General features: G+C 67.5%; 18 protein-coding genes. 6 read left to right on the top strand and 12 right to left on the bottom strand.

From position 1 onward, the window contains the following. Window positions 1-417 precede the first annotated feature (417 nt). Window positions 418-1995, top strand: coding sequence for a thioredoxin family protein (locus AC07M9_RS06175; RefSeq protein WP_494882213.1), 1578 nt, complete (start codon window positions 418-420; stop codon window positions 1993-1995). A 9-nt stretch (window positions 1996-2004) separates the two neighbouring features. Here AC07M9_RS06175 and AC07M9_RS06170 read toward each other — a convergent pair whose 3' ends face one another. The 6 genes from AC07M9_RS06170 to AC07M9_RS06145 all read right to left on the bottom strand — a co-directional run bounded on the left by AC07M9_RS06170 (window position 2005) and on the right by AC07M9_RS06145 (window position 6000). Next, window positions 2005-2205 carry a DUF1737 domain-containing protein gene (locus AC07M9_RS06170; protein ID WP_494882212.1) on the bottom strand — a complete coding sequence of 67 codons (201 nt, stop codon included), beginning with the start codon at window positions 2203-2205 and terminating at the stop codon, window positions 2005-2007. Between the two features lie 32 nt (window positions 2206-2237). Next, entirely contained in the window at window positions 2238-2849 is a 612-nt protein-coding gene (locus AC07M9_RS06165; protein ID WP_494882211.1) for a hypothetical protein, read from the bottom strand. A gap of 84 nt (window positions 2850-2933) precedes the next feature. Further along, entirely contained in the window at window positions 2934-3332 is a 399-nt protein-coding gene (locus tag AC07M9_RS06160; protein ID WP_494882209.1) for a GFA family protein, read from the bottom strand. 94 nt (window positions 3333-3426) lie between these two features. Continuing rightward, window positions 3427-4725, bottom strand: coding sequence for an ATP-dependent protease ATPase subunit HslU (hslU, locus tag AC07M9_RS06155; protein WP_494882208.1), 1299 nt, complete (start codon window positions 4723-4725; stop codon window positions 3427-3429). A 149-nt stretch (window positions 4726-4874) separates the two neighbouring features. After that, window positions 4875-5435, bottom strand: a complete 561-nt coding sequence (hslV, locus tag AC07M9_RS06150; protein ID WP_494882207.1) for an ATP-dependent protease subunit HslV — start codon at window positions 5433-5435, stop codon at window positions 4875-4877. Between the two features lie 70 nt (window positions 5436-5505). After that, window positions 5506-6000, bottom strand: coding sequence for an outer membrane protein assembly factor BamE (locus tag AC07M9_RS06145; RefSeq protein WP_494882206.1), 495 nt, complete (start codon window positions 5998-6000; stop codon window positions 5506-5508). A 186-nt stretch (window positions 6001-6186) separates the two neighbouring features. Here AC07M9_RS06145 and AC07M9_RS06140 point away from each other — a divergent pair, with 186 nt between their 5' ends. The 3 genes from AC07M9_RS06140 to AC07M9_RS06130 all read left to right on the top strand — a co-directional run bounded on the left by AC07M9_RS06140 (window position 6187) and on the right by AC07M9_RS06130 (window position 8368). After that, a complete protein-coding gene (locus AC07M9_RS06140; protein ID WP_494882204.1) occupies window positions 6187-6717 on the top strand; it encodes a ubiquinol-cytochrome C chaperone family protein in 531 nt (176 codons plus the stop codon). Continuing rightward, complete coding sequence (locus AC07M9_RS06135) at window positions 6714-7241, top strand: YceD family protein (RefSeq protein WP_494882202.1); 528 nt, start codon at window positions 6714-6716, stop codon at window positions 7239-7241. Before AC07M9_RS06140 ends, AC07M9_RS06135 begins: the two co-directional genes overlap by 4 nt. 125 nt (window positions 7242-7366) lie before the next feature. Then, on the top strand, window positions 7367-8368 hold the full coding sequence (locus AC07M9_RS06130; RefSeq protein ID WP_494882200.1) for an endonuclease/exonuclease/phosphatase family protein: 1002 nt from the start codon (window positions 7367-7369) through the stop codon (window positions 8366-8368). 1 nt (window position 8369) lies between these two features. Here AC07M9_RS06130 and ssb read toward each other — a convergent pair whose 3' ends face one another. The 3 genes from ssb to AC07M9_RS06115 all read right to left on the bottom strand — a co-directional run bounded on the left by ssb (window position 8370) and on the right by AC07M9_RS06115 (window position 11143). Further along, window positions 8370-8951, bottom strand: a complete 582-nt coding sequence (gene ssb, locus AC07M9_RS06125; RefSeq protein ID WP_494882198.1) for a single-stranded DNA-binding protein — start codon at window positions 8949-8951, stop codon at window positions 8370-8372. Window positions 8952-9062: 111 nt separating this feature from the next. Beyond that, a complete protein-coding gene (gene feoB / locus AC07M9_RS06120; protein ID WP_494882196.1) occupies window positions 9063-10907 on the bottom strand; it encodes a ferrous iron transporter B in 1845 nt (614 codons plus the stop codon). Continuing rightward, on the bottom strand, window positions 10904-11143 hold the full coding sequence (locus tag AC07M9_RS06115) for a FeoA family protein (RefSeq protein WP_494882194.1): 240 nt from the start codon (window positions 11141-11143) through the stop codon (window positions 10904-10906). Before AC07M9_RS06115 ends, feoB begins: the two co-directional genes overlap by 4 nt. Before the next feature lie 183 nt (window positions 11144-11326). Between AC07M9_RS06115 and AC07M9_RS06110 the strand changes: the two genes are divergently transcribed. Beyond that, window positions 11327-11692 carry a putative quinol monooxygenase gene (locus AC07M9_RS06110; RefSeq protein ID WP_494882192.1) on the top strand — a complete coding sequence of 122 codons (366 nt, stop codon included), beginning with the start codon at window positions 11327-11329 and terminating at the stop codon, window positions 11690-11692. A gap of 166 nt (window positions 11693-11858) precedes the next feature. Here AC07M9_RS06110 and AC07M9_RS06105 read toward each other — a convergent pair whose 3' ends face one another. Genes AC07M9_RS06105 through AC07M9_RS06095 form a run of 3 tightly spaced genes read right to left on the bottom strand, consistent with a single transcriptional unit; the run spans window position 11859 to window position 14153 of the window. Continuing rightward, window positions 11859-12278 carry a nuclear transport factor 2 family protein gene (locus AC07M9_RS06105; RefSeq protein ID WP_494882190.1) on the bottom strand — a complete coding sequence of 140 codons (420 nt, stop codon included), beginning with the start codon at window positions 12276-12278 and terminating at the stop codon, window positions 11859-11861. Further along, the gene (locus tag AC07M9_RS06100) at window positions 12275-13609 is read right to left on the bottom strand and encodes an aromatic ring-hydroxylating oxygenase subunit alpha (RefSeq protein ID WP_494882188.1); all 1335 of its coding nucleotides are present in this window, start codon (window positions 13607-13609) and stop codon (window positions 12275-12277) included. The genes AC07M9_RS06105 and AC07M9_RS06100 overlap by 4 nt, the downstream gene beginning before the upstream one ends. 19 nt (window positions 13610-13628) lie before the next feature. Continuing rightward, complete coding sequence (locus AC07M9_RS06095; protein WP_494882186.1) at window positions 13629-14153, bottom strand: nuclear transport factor 2 family protein; 525 nt, start codon at window positions 14151-14153, stop codon at window positions 13629-13631. Window positions 14154-14352: 199 nt separating this feature from the next. Here AC07M9_RS06095 and AC07M9_RS06090 point away from each other — a divergent pair, with 199 nt between their 5' ends. Further along, window positions 14353-15042 carry a TetR/AcrR family transcriptional regulator gene (locus AC07M9_RS06090; protein WP_494882184.1) on the top strand — a complete coding sequence of 230 codons (690 nt, stop codon included), beginning with the start codon at window positions 14353-14355 and terminating at the stop codon, window positions 15040-15042. Window positions 15043-15240: the final 198 nt, after the last annotated feature.

Below are 15240 nucleotides of genomic sequence, written 5' to 3'. Positions count from 1 at the left end.
TCGTTACCACATTCGCTACCACATAAAGGCGTGGCTGGCGGTGGATCACGGTGGACGCCGCTAGACGCTAAAAATCAATGATATCGGGGATTTATATCCCCTATTATACGCCATTGGATGGCGCTGGATTGGCTCCCCGGTCATACTCGGGGAGCCAACATTTTCCTTGTGAAAACAAGAACCCAGACGGGGCCGGCATTGACCGGCCCTTATTTCGTTCTGGCTCTTGCACCTGTTCCGACCAAAACTCCCAACCTCTCGTGGGCCCAAGCGAGGACGTTTCGAGACGTCCCGCGGGACCCTCCATGCCGCCGACCCTGGTACCGCTTTCAGCCAGATGCCGCAGTTGTCTATTGAACCGATAGACAACTGCGGCATCTGCAAGCTATGCCTTCTGCGCGCAACCAGATGGATGGCATGATGAAGCTCCCCCACCAGACCGCCCCCACTACCGGCCCGAAGCTGGCGATGGCGGCCATGCTGGGCATTCTGATGGCGGGCGGGCTTCCCGGATGCCGGCAGGACGCCGAAAAGGCGGCGCCCGCCACCACGCAGGAAGTGGCATGGCGCGAAGGCGACGTGGACGACGCGCTGGCGGAAGCGAAGGAGAGCGGCAAGCCCGTGCTGCTCTACTGGGGGGCCAAATGGTGCCCTCCCTGCAACCAACTCAAGTCGACGCTGTTCAGGGACGCCGCGTTCGTCGCGCAGACCCGCAATTTCGTGCCGGTCTATCTCGATGGCGATTCCGAAGGCGCACAGCGCTGGGGCGAACGCTTCGGCATCAGCGGCTATCCCACGGTGATCGTCCTGCGGGCCGACGGTTCCGAAATCACGCGGGTCTCAAGCGGAGCGACGGTCGCCAAGGTGTCCGACGTGCTGCGACTCGCGGCGTCGCGCACGGGCTCGGTGGAGGCCCTGCTGGGCACCGCGGAGAAGGACCCGGCAGCGCTCTCGGCGGAGGACCGGCAACTGCTTTCCGGGTTCGACTGGCAGAACGATCCGCGTCACTTCGGCGATCCCGCCCATGCGAGCGCCCTGCTGGCCAAGCTGGCCGACGCCTCGCCGGAGCCCGCGCTCAAGCGCCGCTTCGCCCTGCTCGCCCTGGCGACGGGCGCGGCGCCGCACGCTGATGATGGCCAGTACGTCCTGACGCCGGCGCAGCAGGCCAGCCTCGTCAGCGTGCTGCCCGGCGTGCTTGCCAACCCCGACGAAGTGACGGCCAGCCGGCAGGAACTCAGCTACGCCATCCCCGCTCTGGTCGCCGCCCTGCCCGATGCGGCGCAGCGATCGGCGCTTGGCCGGGCGCTGGTGGCGGCGCTGGACAAGGTCCATGCCGACCCGGCCCTGCCTGTCCCCGACCGCCTGGGCACCGTCGCCGCCGACCTTGCCCTGGACAAGGCGGCGGGCGGCAATGTCTCTCCCGCCACGCTCGCCAAGGTCCGGGCCCGCACCGCCTGGGCCGACGGCGCGGCGAAGGACGCGATGGTGCGCCAGTCGGTCATCTCGAACGCCGCTGACCTGCTGCACGAGGCAGGCGACGACAGGGGCGCCAGGGCACTCCTGACTTCGGAACTCGCCCGTTCGGCCTCGCCCTATTATTACATGCTCTCGCTGGCGAGCCTCGCCGAGGAAAGCGGCGATGCGCAGGGCGCCATCGACTGGGCCCGCAAGGCCTACGAGAAGGCGGAAGGCCCCGCGACGCGCGTCCAGTGGGCGCTCGAATATGCGAAGACGGTGCTGCGCCAGGCGCCCGGGGACAAGGCCGCCGTCGAAGCCAGCGCCCATGCCGTGCTGGACGAACTCGCGCGCAACCCCGGCAGCTATTACCAGCGCACGCGCGTCAAGGTCACCGCCTGGGGCGACCTGATGCGCAAATGGAGCCAGACGCACGGGGGAGCGGCCGTCTTCGCCCGGATCGAGGCCGGAATGGCAAAGGTGTGCGCGGCGCAGGGCCAGCAACAGGGATCCTGCCGGGCATGGGGAAAACCTGCCTGAGACCGCGGATTACCTGACGACGACGGCCTCGTGCCAGACGACGGCCTGGGCCGCCTTCATGCAGTTTTCCGCCGTGTCCCAGGCCAATGTGGGCGAGCCATAGAGCCGCCAGCCCTGCGCGAGCGCCTCGGACACCCGCTCGCAGAAGGCGCGGTCATCCGCTCCGGTGAGCAGGCGGTAGACGGGACGATCGTCGGGCGTGTCGAACATGGCGCGGTCTTTCTCAAATCAGGCTCAGATGCCTAGCCATTCCAGTCCGGCTGGCAAGTCCCCCGGCGCGTAGTCGACCTGGAGCACGCGCCGCCTCCGGCCGGGCCGTGCCGCATTCGAGGCATGCAGGATCGGCGTCCTGTAGAACCACACGTCGCCCCGTTCGGCGAGGCAGGCATGGACGGGGCTGCGCAGGGCAATGGCTTGCGCATCGGCTGCCGGAACCTTGCCGAGACGATGAGATCCAGTGCGATCAACAGGGGCGCGTTGTCTTCGTCCACGGGATCGAGATAGATGCGAACCGTCAGCATCGCTTCGAGCAGCGCGAAGGGCGGTTCGGCATGAGTGATGCCCTGCTTCACCGACCATGGACCGAACCCGGGCACCTGCGCGAAAGCACGCAGCGCGATCGTCCGGTCCTGATGCCAGCCCAGCGACCAGTCCACCGACCCGCTCTTGTCGAACAGGACCGCCCGGACCGGCCGCATGCCGCCGCCGATGACCGTGAGTACCTGCGCACCGACCGGGAAATCCTCGCCCAGCAGCCGTGCCAGTTGCGGTTCACCGGAGATACGCACCCCGGCGCGGCCCTGGGGCCACGAGGCAAGCACATGCTCGAGACCGGCAAGGATCGGCACGGCCAAACGAGGGGTAGAGCCGGGCGCCATCGCGTTCGAGAGTAAGATCGCTCGCTCCGATGGTGCGCGTAATCACCGTCTCGCCGTCGCTCACCCCGGGAAGCGCTCGAATTCGTGGAGGGCGGCGATGTCCTTCATCCAGCCGATCCGCTCGGCCACCTGGATCTGTGCCTGCGGGGTCAGGGCATCGGGATCGTCGAGCGTGGCAACCTGGATGTCGACGAGGCCGGGCAGGACCTCCTCGTTGATGTAATAGAGCCCCGAGCCGCAGGTCGGGCAGAAGTGGCGCATCGCCGCGCCGCTGGAATTGTAGGCCGAGGGCGAGCCCAAGGTCAGCACGAATTCCGGCGCGGAATAGGCAGCCCACGCCACCGCGGGTGCGCCGGACGACTTGCGGCAGTCACGGCAATGGCACAGCGCCACATGCTGGGGGTCACCCTCGACGCTGTAGCGCACCGCGCCGCACTGGCATCCACCTTCGAGCTTCATCACGATTCTCCTCCGCAGCGGAGGCTAGCCGATTCCCGAGAACATTCAAGGAACAACGCGTCGTCCCCGGCGCGCCCGGGGACGACAGCTAAAGTCAGAGAATGTACTTCGACAGGTCGGTGTTGCCCGCGAGGCCTTCCAGCTTGTCGCGCACGTAGGCCTCGTCGATCGTGACGGTCTCGCCCTTGCGGTCCTCTGCCTCGAAGCTGAGTTCCTCGAGCAGCTTTTCCATCACCGTCTGCAGGCGGCGAGCGCCGATGTTCTCGACGCTCTCGTTCACCTGCGCGGCGATGCGGGCGACTTCGCGGATGGCGCCGGGGGTGACCTCGATGGTCACTTCCTCGGTGCCGAGCAGCGCCTTGTACTGGGCGACGAGGTTGGCGCGCGTTTCCGACAGGATGCGCACGAAGTCCTCTTCGGTCAGCGCTTTCAGCTCGACGCGGATCGGCAGGCGGCCCTGGAGTTCGGGCAGCATGTCGCTCGGCTTGGAGACGTGGAAGGCGCCGCTGGCGATGAAGAGGACGTGGTCGGTCTTCATCGGGCCGTACTTGGTGGCGACCGTGGTACCCTCGATCAGCGGCAGCAGGTCGCGCTGCACGCCTTCGCGGGAGACGGAGCCGCCTCGCACGTCGGAAACCGCGATCTTGTCGATCTCGTCGAGGAAGACGATGCCGTTCGACTCCGCATTCGCCAGTGCGACGCGGGCGACGTCGTCCTGGTCCATGCGCTTTTCCGACTCCTCGTCGACCAGCTTGTCCCAGGCGTCGGGCACCTTCATCTTGCGGCGCTTCATCTTCTGGCCGCCCAGCTTGCCCATGATGTCGCCGAGGTTGATCATGCCGACCGAGCCGCCCATGCCGGGGATCTCCATCGGGCCCGCCGGCGCGTCCTCGACCTCGAGTTCGACCTCGGTCTCGTTCATGGCGTTCTGGGTGATGCGCTGATGGAAGGCGGCGCGCGTCGCTTCCGAGGCGCCCTCGCCCACGAGCGCATTGAGCAGTCGGTCCATCGCCGCCTTGCTGGCCGCCTCGCGCACCGATTCGCGGCGGCGCTCCTTCTCGAGCCGGATCGCTTCTTCCACCAGGTCGCGGGCGATCTGCTCGACGTCACGGCCGACGTAGCCGACTTCGGTGAACTTGGTGGCTTCCACCTTCACGAAGGGCGCGTCGGCCAGCCTGGCCAGGCGGCGGCTGATCTCGGTCTTGCCGCAGCCGGTCGGGCCGATCATCAGGATGTTCTTGGGGGTCACCTCGTCGCGCAGGTCGGCGCCGAGGCGCTGGCGACGCCAGCGGTTGCGCAGCGCGACGGCGACGGCCTTCTTGGCGTCGGTCTGGCCGACGATATGGGCGTCGAGCGCGGCGACGATCGCCTTGGGGGTGAGATTGTCGTTCATGTCGTTCTCTTTTCCTGAGCCCTCTCCCCTTGAAGGGAGAAGGTGGGGAGAGGGGATCGCGCCTCGCTGGCCCCTCTCAACTCCGGCTAACTCGATACGCTCGCAAGCCTTCGTATCTCTCCGCTGAAGGGGAGATAGCCACGGGCGTGCTAGACGGTTTCGACCGTCACGCGGTCGTTGGTGAAGACGCAGATGTCGGCGGCGACCTGCATCGCCTTGCGCGCGATGGTCTCGGCGTCGTCTTCGTAGGCGTCGAGCGCGCGGGCGGCGGCGAGCGCGTAGTTGCCGCCCGAACCGATCGCGGTGATCCCACCTTCGGGCTCGAGCACGTCGCCGTTGCCGGTGAGCACCAGCAGCGTCTCGGTGTCGGCGACGATCATCAGCGCCTCGAGATTGCGCAGGTACTTGTCGGTGCGCCAGTCCTTGGCGAGTTCGACCGCGGCGCGCATAAGCTGCCCGCGGTGCTGCTCCAGCTTGCGTTCGAGGCGTTCGAAGAGCGTGAAGGCGTCGGCGGTGGCGCCGGCGAAGCCGACGATGACCTGACCGCCCTCGCCGATACGCCGGACCTTGCGGGCGTTCGGCTTCATCACCGTATTGCCCATGGAAACCTGGCCATCACCGGCGATGACGGTCTTGCCGCCCTTGCGCACGCCGATGATGGTCGTCCCGTGCCACTCGATAAGGCCGTGGCTCGCCCCGTTGCTGTTCATGGGCGCGGATATATGCCGCACGCCGCGAGGTTCAAGGCGTGGCGCGCCCTGCCCTCGCGATCGACGGCGATCAGCTGCCGTTCGGTCCCGGACCCTGCGGAGTCGCCCCACCGCCCATGCCGGCGGCACCGACCGCGCCGATATTGCCGAACAGGTCTTCCAGCAGGCTGCGATGGCGGCCCAGCGTCGGCGTGGTGTGGCCGTCCGGATCGAGCCGGGCGACCTGCTCCATGCCGCGCTTCTCGACGTTCACCACGTTGCCGGCGGGATCGAAGCGGACGCGCAGAACGGTCTGCTCGGAGGTGCGGGCGCTGCGGAACGGCGGGGTCTTCACCGTCTGCGAGAGGTAGTACCAGTCCTTCTCGCCGAACTGGCTTTCGAAGGTCGGACGGCCGAGGGTCTTTTCCACCGAGAGGCGGTTGTCGATGCCGGGCTGAACCGAATCGATCAGCGACTGGTCCACCAGGTAGCCGCGATGGTCGCGGATCGACGTGCAGCCGCTGGCCAACGTGGCCAGTACCAGAACCATGCCTGCCGTCCCGGCCTTGAGACCCACCTTGCGCATTTCAACACTCCAAAACGTAAGGCATTTGCGGCGCCGGCCATTGCCAGCTGCCGCCAGACCCATATATCGCCATCCGGCCTTAAGGCCCCGAACGCGCCCGCGCAATGCTGGTTGGGGTCAGTCGCTTGAATTGCCGCTGAACAAGTGCTTGAGCGTAGGCTCCTGAACGAAAGGCTCCGTTTTTCCGTGTCCCTGATCTCCCGCCTGCTGGGCAAGCGCACCGACACCCGAGACGCGGTCCGCCCGCTGTGGCACCGCGTGGTCGAAATCGCGCGCGAGAAGCCCTGGTATGCCACCGGCGGCGTGGCCGACACCGTGCCCGGCCGGTTCGACGCGGTGACGCTGGTCATGGCGCTCGTGATGCTGCGGATGGAGCGCGACAAGGCAGCCGACGACGCGCTGATCGAGCCCTCTGTGCGCCTCACCGAACTGTTCGTCGACGACATGGACGGCCAGCTGCGCCAGTCGGGCGTGGGCGACCTCGGCGTCGGCAAGCGCATGGGGCAGTTGATGAGCGTGCTGGGCGGGCGCATCGGCGCGCTGCGCGAGGCGCTGGCGCAGAAAGACGACGCGGCGCTCGCCGCCGCGCTGGAACGCAACGTGACGCTGACGCAGAGCGCGGAAAAGCCCTGGCTCGCCGCCGAGGTTCGCCGGCTCCATGCCCAGATCGACGCAACCTCGACCGAGGACCTCCTGGCCGCGAGGATCGCACGATGACCGACATTCCCCGCCCCGAATTCTCCCTCACGCTCGATGTCCGCCAGGCCGAAGGCAAGGCACCCCACCTCGAAGCCGGCGAGACCGAGCGCGCGGCGATCGCCCGGCGGTTCGGGCTGGTGCGGATCGACCGGCTGGTCGCCGACCTGGAACTGCACCGGCAGGAGCGCGGGGTCGAGGCACGCGGGCGGCTCCAGGCCGACTTCGTGCAGCCCTGCGCGGTTTCGGCCGAGGACATGGACGTGTCGATCGACGAGCCGCTGTACTTCCGCTTCGTGCCCGAAACGACCATCTACGCGCCCGACGAGGAAGTGGAACTGTCCGCCATCGAATGGGATGAGATCGAGTATTCCGGCCCGTACATCGACCTTGGTGAAGCGGTGACGCAGAGCCTCGGCCTCGCCATCGACCCGTTCCTCACCGGCCCGCAGGCCGACGCGGCGCGCAAGGCGGCAGGCATCGGCACGCCGGAGGACGAAAGCCCGTTCGCGGCGCTGAAGGGCATGAAGCTGGGCAAGGAGTAAATCTCCGCCGCCATTCAGCAAACTGCCACGGGACTTTCACGGCTCCGTAGCGCCAGTTTCACACGCGCCCCCTAGAGACCGCCGCAGCGACAATGCTGCTGCGAAAGTTCGGGGGGACGAATCGCGTGAAGCGCCTGACCAAGATGTCCATTGCGGCCGTAACGGCGATCACCGTGCTGAACCTGTCGCGGCCTTCGCCGGCTGCCGCGCCGGAATGGCCGGTCGCCGCGCCCGCACGCGACGACGGCACGCTTTCGGTGATGACGTACAACGTCAAGGGCCTGCCCTTCCCCCTCGCCAGCGGCCGGGTCGAGGCGCTCGCCAGGATCGCCGAGGGCCTGCGCACGCTGCGCCGCGAGGGGCACCAGCCGGATGTGATCCTGCTCCAGGAAGCCTTCATTCCCGAAGCCAAGGAAATCGCCCGGCGGGCGGGCTATGCCCATGTCTCGACCGGGGCAGGTCCCGAGGACGTCCGGGCAGGCGCAGGCGAAGACGACTTCGCCCGGCAGGCGGCATGGACGAGCGGGGAAGGCATGGGCCGATGGCTCGACAGCGGCCTCGTGATCCTGTCCGACCACCCCATCGTCAGGACCCGCCGCATGGTGTTCTCCGACGCGATGTGCGCAGGCTTCGACTGCCTCGCGGCCAAGGGTGTGATGGTGGCTTGGATCGCGCTGCCCGGTCGCCGGCGCCCCGTCGCGGTCGCCGATACGCACCTCAACGCGCGCAAGGCGGCGGGCGTGCCCGTCGCGCGCGCCAACGTGGCCTTTGCGCGGCAGGTGCGCGCCGCGCGGGATTTCATCCGCGCCAACGTCGATGCCCAAACCGACCTGGTCTTCGGAGGAGACTTCAACATCGGCAAGGACGCCGAGCGGGTCGCGGCGGCCCGGGGGCTCATGGACGGCGCACGGGAAGCCTCCGTCAGCGCAGACTGCTCAGCCTGTTCCGCCGCCCTCAAGGCCGACGTCGATGCCATCCGCAAGCGCGGCAAGGACAAGCAGTTCTTCCGCCCGGGGTCCGAAGGCCCGATGCACCTGCGCGGTCTCGAAGTGCCTTTCGGCGGGAGCAATGGCGGCGACGCGCTTTCGGATCACCTCGGCTACGTCGCCCGCTACGCGTTCTCCTGAATCAGAACGGAATGTCGTCGTCGAGGTCGTCGCCGAAGCCGCCCGGCGATCCGCCGGTCTTGCCCCAGTCGCTGCCGCCGCCCGACGAACCGCCGGAGCCGCCGCCCGAGCGGCCCCAGTCGTCACCGCCGGAACGTGCGCCGCCGCCCGAGGACGCGCCCTCACCCCAGCTGCCGCCGCCGCCGCCGCTGCGCTGGCCGCCACCGCCACCAGCACCGCCACCGCCGCCCTGGGCGCCGTCGAGCATGGTCAGCACGCCGCCGATGCCGCCGACCGAGACTTCGGTGGTGTAGCGGTCGCTGCCGTTCTGGTCCTGCCACTTGCGGGTGCGCAGCTGGCCTTCGATGTAGACCTTGGAACCCTTGCGCAGGAACCGCTCCGCCACGCCGACGAGACCGTCGGACTGGAGCACGACCGAGTGCCACTCGGTACGCTCCTTGCGCTCGCCGGTGGCCTTGTCCTTCCAGGTTTCGGACGTGGCGATGCGCAGGTTGGCGATGCGCCCGCCGTTCTGGAACGACTTCACCTCGGGATCGGCCCCGAGGTTGCCGACGATGATGACCTTGTTGACGCTGCCTGCCATGCGGGAATCGCTTTCGTGTTTCGAATTTGGCCGATGGGGTAGCGCATAGGCATGGCCCGGGGCCAGTCTGCGCGACGTCTTTTCCCCCTAATCGTCAGGTCCCTGGCGAGGTCACAGCCCCGCCGCCACCGCGATCCAGTACGTCGCGCCCGCTGCGACGTAGGCCAGCGCGAACAGGTAGACGAGCATGAATATCGGCCACTTCCAGCCATTGGTCTCGCGGCGGGTGACAGCGATCGTCGACATGCACTGCGGCGCGAAGACGAACCACGCCAGGAAGGCCAGCGCCATCGGCAGGGTCCAGCGGCGCTTGAGCTGGTCGCCCAGTTCCTGCGCCTGCTCGTCCTCGTTGTCGCCCGCGTCGACGGCGTAAGTCGTCGCCAGCGAGGCGACCGCGACCTCGCGCGCGGCCATCGCGGGGATCAGCGCCAGCGCCATGTCGCGGTTGAAGCCGATCGGCTCGACCACGACGGCGAGACCGTTGGCGATCCTGCCCGCGAACGAGACGTCGACCTGGCTTTCGCCGGGCCCGGCCTTCGGGAAATTGAGCATCAGCCACAGCACCACGGTCACCGTGAAGATGATCGTGCCGGCGCGGCGCAGGAAGATCCACGCACGCTGCCACAGGCCGATCGCCATGTCCTTGAGGCGCGGCATCTGGTACTTGGGCATCTCCATGATGAAGCCCGAGGCGGCGCCCTTGGTGATCGACAGGCGCATGACCAGCGCCACCACGATCGCCCCGACAATCCCCGCCAGGAACAGCGCGAACAGGACGAGACCCTGCAGGCCCACGCCCAGCCCGACATTGGTGTTGGGGATGAAGGCGCCGATAATGACGGTGTAGACCGGCAGGCGCGCCGAGCAGGTCATCATCGGCGCGATCAGGATCGTCGTCAGCCGGTCCTTGGGATCGGAGATCGAGCGCGTCGCCATGATGCCGGGAATGGCGCAGGCAAAGCTGGACAGCAGCGGGATGAAGCTGCGCCCGGAAAGCCCGACGAAGGCCATCAGCCGGTCCATCAGGAACGCCGCACGCGCCATGTAGCCCGACGCCTCGAGCGCCAGGATGAAGGCGAACAGGATGACGATCTGCGGCAGGAACACCAGGACCGAGCCGACGCCCGCGATCACGCCCTCGGTGACAAGGTCGCGCAGCAGGCTGGCCGGCAGGGTCGCCTGAACGCCGTCGTGAAGCGCACCGATGCCCGCCTCGATGGCGTCCGCGAACGGCGTCGCCCAGGCGAACACCGCCTGGAACACGATGAACAGGATGCCGAGCATGACCATGAAGCCGAGCCACGGATGCAGCAGCACGCGGTCGAGGCTCGCATGCATGCGATAGGTCTTGGATTCGGAGAGGATCGCGGCGCCGGCCATGGCATGCGCGGCGACGCGCCGTTCGGTCGGGCCGAGATCGGTGAGGCCGGGTCCGGCGTGGCGTTCGCCGGCGGCGGCGATCGCCTCGCCCAGTTCGGCGAGGCCGCGGCGGCGCACGGCGACGGTGGGGATCACGGGCACGCCCAGTTCCTCGGCCAGCACGGCGGGATCGAGGACGAGGCCGTCGCGCTCGGCGAGGTCGACCATGTTGAGCGCGACGACGCTCGGCTTGCCCAGCGCCAGCACTTCCTGCGCGAACACCAGGTGCTGTTCGAGGTTCGAGGCGTCGAGCACGATGACCAGCACGTCGGGGATCGCCTCGCCTTCGAAGGCGCCGCGGATGACCTTGGAGGTCACTTCCTCGTCGGGGCTGGTCGCATCGAGGCCGTAGGCGCCCGGCAGGTCGGTCATCTCCACCGGCTCGCCGGTCGGCAGCACGAAGCGGCCGGACTTGCGCTCGACGGTGACGCCGGGATAATTGGCGATCTTCTGGCGCGCGCCGGTCAGCGCGTTGAACAGGGCGCTCTTGCCGGCGTTGGGATTGCCGACAAGCGCGACCTTGCGTTGGCGGCTCACAGCGCTTCCACTTCCATCGCGGCGGCATGGACCCGGCGCACCGCCACGGTCATGCGGCCGACGGTGATGGCGATGGGGTCGCTCGATCCGAGAATCCCCCTGTGCGCGACTTGCACCCGGGCGCCCTCCTCCAGGCCCAGCGCGCGCAGGCGCCGTGCCTCTTCCTGGACGAGAACGGGCCAGTCCACGGCGACGATGCGTGCGCCCTGGCCGATGGGAAGCAGGTCTAAGGTCATGCCGCCCCGCTGCCAGATAACGGCGTTAGATGCAACTGGATCGCAATAGCTGTCGCCGAACTTTGCCGGCGCGAAAGCGGCGGGCAACGGGGCGCTTGCCAAGGGCCCCTGTGCAAAGTGCCAGCGGCGCGGGGGCGCGCCCGCTCCTAGCCTCTGTGCACGATACCGAGAGAGGACCATTCCATGCGCATCATAGTGGCCGGCTGGCTGCGTTTCGCCGGCGACGAGACAACCTGCGCCCAGATCATCCTCGGCGGCGCGGCCCACATCGGCGCCAGCCGCGAGGAGGAGGGCTGCACCGCGTACAACTGGGCCGTCGATCCGCTCGATCCCGGCCTGATGCACGTCTACGAGGAATGGGAGAGCGAGGAGGCCCTGCTGCGCCACTTCGCCCACGCTTCCTACGCGGCCATGCGGGGGCATCTGGAAACTTACGAACTGACCGGCTTCGGGGTGCAGATCTACTCGGCCTCGGGCGTGGAGCCGGTCTACGACGCGGACGGGTGGCCGAGGCGGGAGATCTTCGGCGTGAGTTTGGCGGGGGTTTGAAGCGAGTCCGCTTAGACCCCAACGTTAAAACCAACACTAAGAACCCCGTCGTCCCCGCGCAGGCGGGGACCCCGCTTGTTCTTGTTCTCGCGCAAGGAAGCGGGGCCCCCGCCTTCGCGGGGGCGACGGCGGGTGTGGGGAAAGGTCTGAACGAGGGCCCTAACGCTCACCCCTCCGGCGGGATGAGGAAGTCCATCGTGTAGCGCGCCGCTTTCCAGCCCGCAGCGGTCCGCACCACGTCGAAGTAGTAGCGCCCGTGCACAGTGATCCCGCCGCCCGCCTTGTACCGGCCCATGCCGGTCACATAGGCGCGGATCGAGGCGGTATGGCCGTCGTAGGCGGTGATCGCGAAGTTGGTGAGGTAGTGCGCCTGCGCCGCCATCGCCGCGAAGGTATCGGCGAAGAACCCGCGGATCTCGGCGTGCCCATTCAGGCTGGGAAAACCGATCCCCGACAGGTCGAACACCGCGTCCTCGACGAAGACGGCGCAGATGCCGTCGAGGTCGTGGAGGCTGTCGACCGCATGAGCATAGGCGACCAGCAGGTCCTCGATCGCCAGCCGGTCCTCGACCGGGCAAGCCGTCACTGCGCCTGAGCCCCTGGGCCCTTCACGTAATCGTCGAGCAGTTCGTGGAAGCGCTGGATGCGCTTTTCCTGGCCGGGCAGGATGCAGCCCTTGAACCCGCGCGAGTTCAGGCCCTGCTGCTGGCTGGTGCCGATCGAGAGGTCCTGGTCGGCGACGTAGCCCACCGACACCCCGTCGCCGTAGACCGAATGGCGCGCCACCGCGTCGTGCTCCAGCGGCAACATGCCGAGCGGGGTGAAGACCTCCTTCATGCCCTCGACCGGCGGATAGAGGCACCAGTGCTGGAACACGCACTTTTCCGGGTCGGTCGGGTGCGGCTCGGTGCGCAGGACCTGAAGCTGCTCGGGGCTCATGGTGAGCGTGAGGTTAGGGAACAGCGTGCAGTGGAAGTAGTCCACCAGCTGCTGGTCGCTCATGTTGTCGTAATTGGTGTAACCGCGTCCCGGGCCCAGACGGCGCTTGGCCTCGATGATCGCCTCGCGCAGGTCGCCGGTGCGGCCGTTGTAGTCCTCGGGATCGATGTCCCAGGCGCGCGCCGCCTCGCCCAGCGGAGCGGGGACTTCGGAGGTGTGGTAGTCGACGCGGGTGGTGGCCTGGTGCCCCTTCATCCACATCGAATTGTGGCCCGAGGGGTACATCTCGAACAGCGTGTCGGGCAGGCCGTCGTTAATGAAGGTCGCCAGCTCCGGGTGGATGGTGGGAAGGTGGTAGCTCTCGTTGAAGTTGTCGCGGATGATCTTCCAGTTGAAGTCCGCCTCCGCCGAGACGTTGAGCACGCGCACCCAGTTGTCGACGCCGTAGCCCTTGAGCCGCTCGGGAAGCGGCGCCATCCATTCGTGCAGCGGCGCGACGTCGTCGTCCATGCACCAGAACACGAACGGGCCCCAGGTCTCGCAGCGCAGTTCGGAGAGGTGGACCTTTCCGCAGGGTGTGCCGCCCGCGAAGTCGTCCGGGTCCTGCACTTTGGCGAGGGTGCCGTCGAGGTCGAAGGTCCAGGAGTGGTAGGCGCAGGTGATGCGCATGACGCTGGCGCTCTCGCCCAGGATCAGGCGGTTGCCGCGATGCGGGCAGGAATTGTAGAACGCCTTGATGGAATCGTCTTCCTGGCGGACCATGATGACCGATTCCTTGGCGAAGTTGTGCCGGATGATGTCGCCCGGCTCCTCCAGCTCGGCGATGAGCCCGCCCAGGTGCCAGACCTTGGGCCAGAGGTTCTTCATCTCGCCGTCCATCCACTCCTTGGTGATGTAGCGGTCGGCGGTGATCGGATCGCCGCGCACCTCGATGTCGAAGTCAGGCGAGTAGCGCGATGCCTTGGTTTGGACGTTCATGGCTTGGCGTTCCTGTGTCTTATTTCTGGCTGGGATCTTCGCCCCGGCGCCCGCCGCGCGGTGCTCCGGGATTGGCAGCGAAAAAGTCGAGCGAGCCCGGGTCGTCCTTGACCCAGTCGGTGACGAGCATGCGGCGCACGATCCGCCAGTCGCCCTCGCGGCAGGCGTAGTCGTCGAGGTAGCGGCCGGCGATGAACAGGTCGCGGGGCTGCCCATCCTCCCCGTGGGAGGAATGCCAGGCCTGGAAGTACCATTCGCCGCTGGCCGTCTCGCCCTCGACGGTGATCCGGGACTGGCCGAGCAGGTGATGCGTCGCGCCCATGTCGGCGAGGAACCCTTGCGCGAAATCGACGAATTCGTCCGCCGTGCCCTTCATCAGCCCGCAGTCGATGACGGCGTCGTCGTGGAAGGCGGTGCGCTGGAGCACGGGATCGAGCCGGTCGAGCCCGCGCATGTAGCGCGCCGCCGCGTCGGCGATGTCTCGCCTTGCGGCAAGGTCTCGGACCTCGGACTCGATGTCGAAACGCGCAATCGTGGCGGTCATGCCTTGTCACTCTCCCGTGGCGGACCGGGCGCGTCTGTTTCTGCGCGCCCTTGCCCAATTTGCAGCGAGTAGGGGAATAAACCGACTAATCTGCCGGTTTTTTATGCTACCCTTTGGCTCTTATGCTCACCTGCGACTTTGGCTAGGTGTCGCCGCGTCGGCGCATGACCGACACAGCGAGAGGCATTGGGGAGAGACGATGACAGCACAGTCCCTGCAGGACCGGATGCTCGCCGCGCTGATGCCGGACATGCACGACCGTTCGCTCGAGTCGGCGGCCCCCGAGAAATGGCAGCAGCGCAAGAGCGCGCTCATGCGCGAACGGCTGGTCTCGGCCGCGATCGACTGCCTGGTCGATGGCGGCTATCCCGGCCTCACCAGCGCCGCCGTCGCCAGTGCCTGCGAAGTCTCGCGCGGGGCGATGCACCATCATTTCCAGAACCGCCTCGAACTCGTGTCGGCCGTGGTCGATCATGTCGTCTACCACCGCATGCGCACCTTCCTAGCCGACTACTTCGACGCGGCGGCAAGCCGGCAGGAGGACGAGCCGATGATCGAACTGGCGGTCGATGCGCACTGGCGCTCGGTCCAGACGCGCGACTATGCGGCATGGGTCGAACTCGCGGTCGCCGCCCGGACCGACCCCGAACTCGCCGCGATCTTCGAGCCCGCCGCCCGCCGTTACGACGCGGTCTGGACCGCCGAGATGATCGAGGCGTTCCCGCAGTGGCAGCAGGACTGGGACAATCTCAAGCTGGCGCACGATTTCACCAGCGCCATCCACATGGGCATGCTGCTCCATGCGTCGGTCTTCGGCACCGGCGAGCGACTGGAGCGCCTGCGTCATTTCGCCGCCCGCACGATGCAGCGGCTGAGCGAGGAACGGTAGACGGGGCGTCGCCGGTTTTCCTACACCACGGGAGCCTGCTACCTTCGCCAAGGTTCGCACCCCTAGTCGCTATCACCCTGCACCGGCCCGGCCGTGCCGAAACGCCAGTTCTCTCCAAAGTCACAGGTGCCCCTGGCCAAGGCGCCTCCCAGAGTTGGGCAGATAACGATTCGAACCGGCGCCGCGCTTCGCGCTCGT

The sequence above is a fragment of the Novosphingobium sp. GW821-FHT09E05 genome (assembly GCF_059416165.1).
This window is presented reverse-complemented; position numbering and strand designations above follow the sequence as displayed.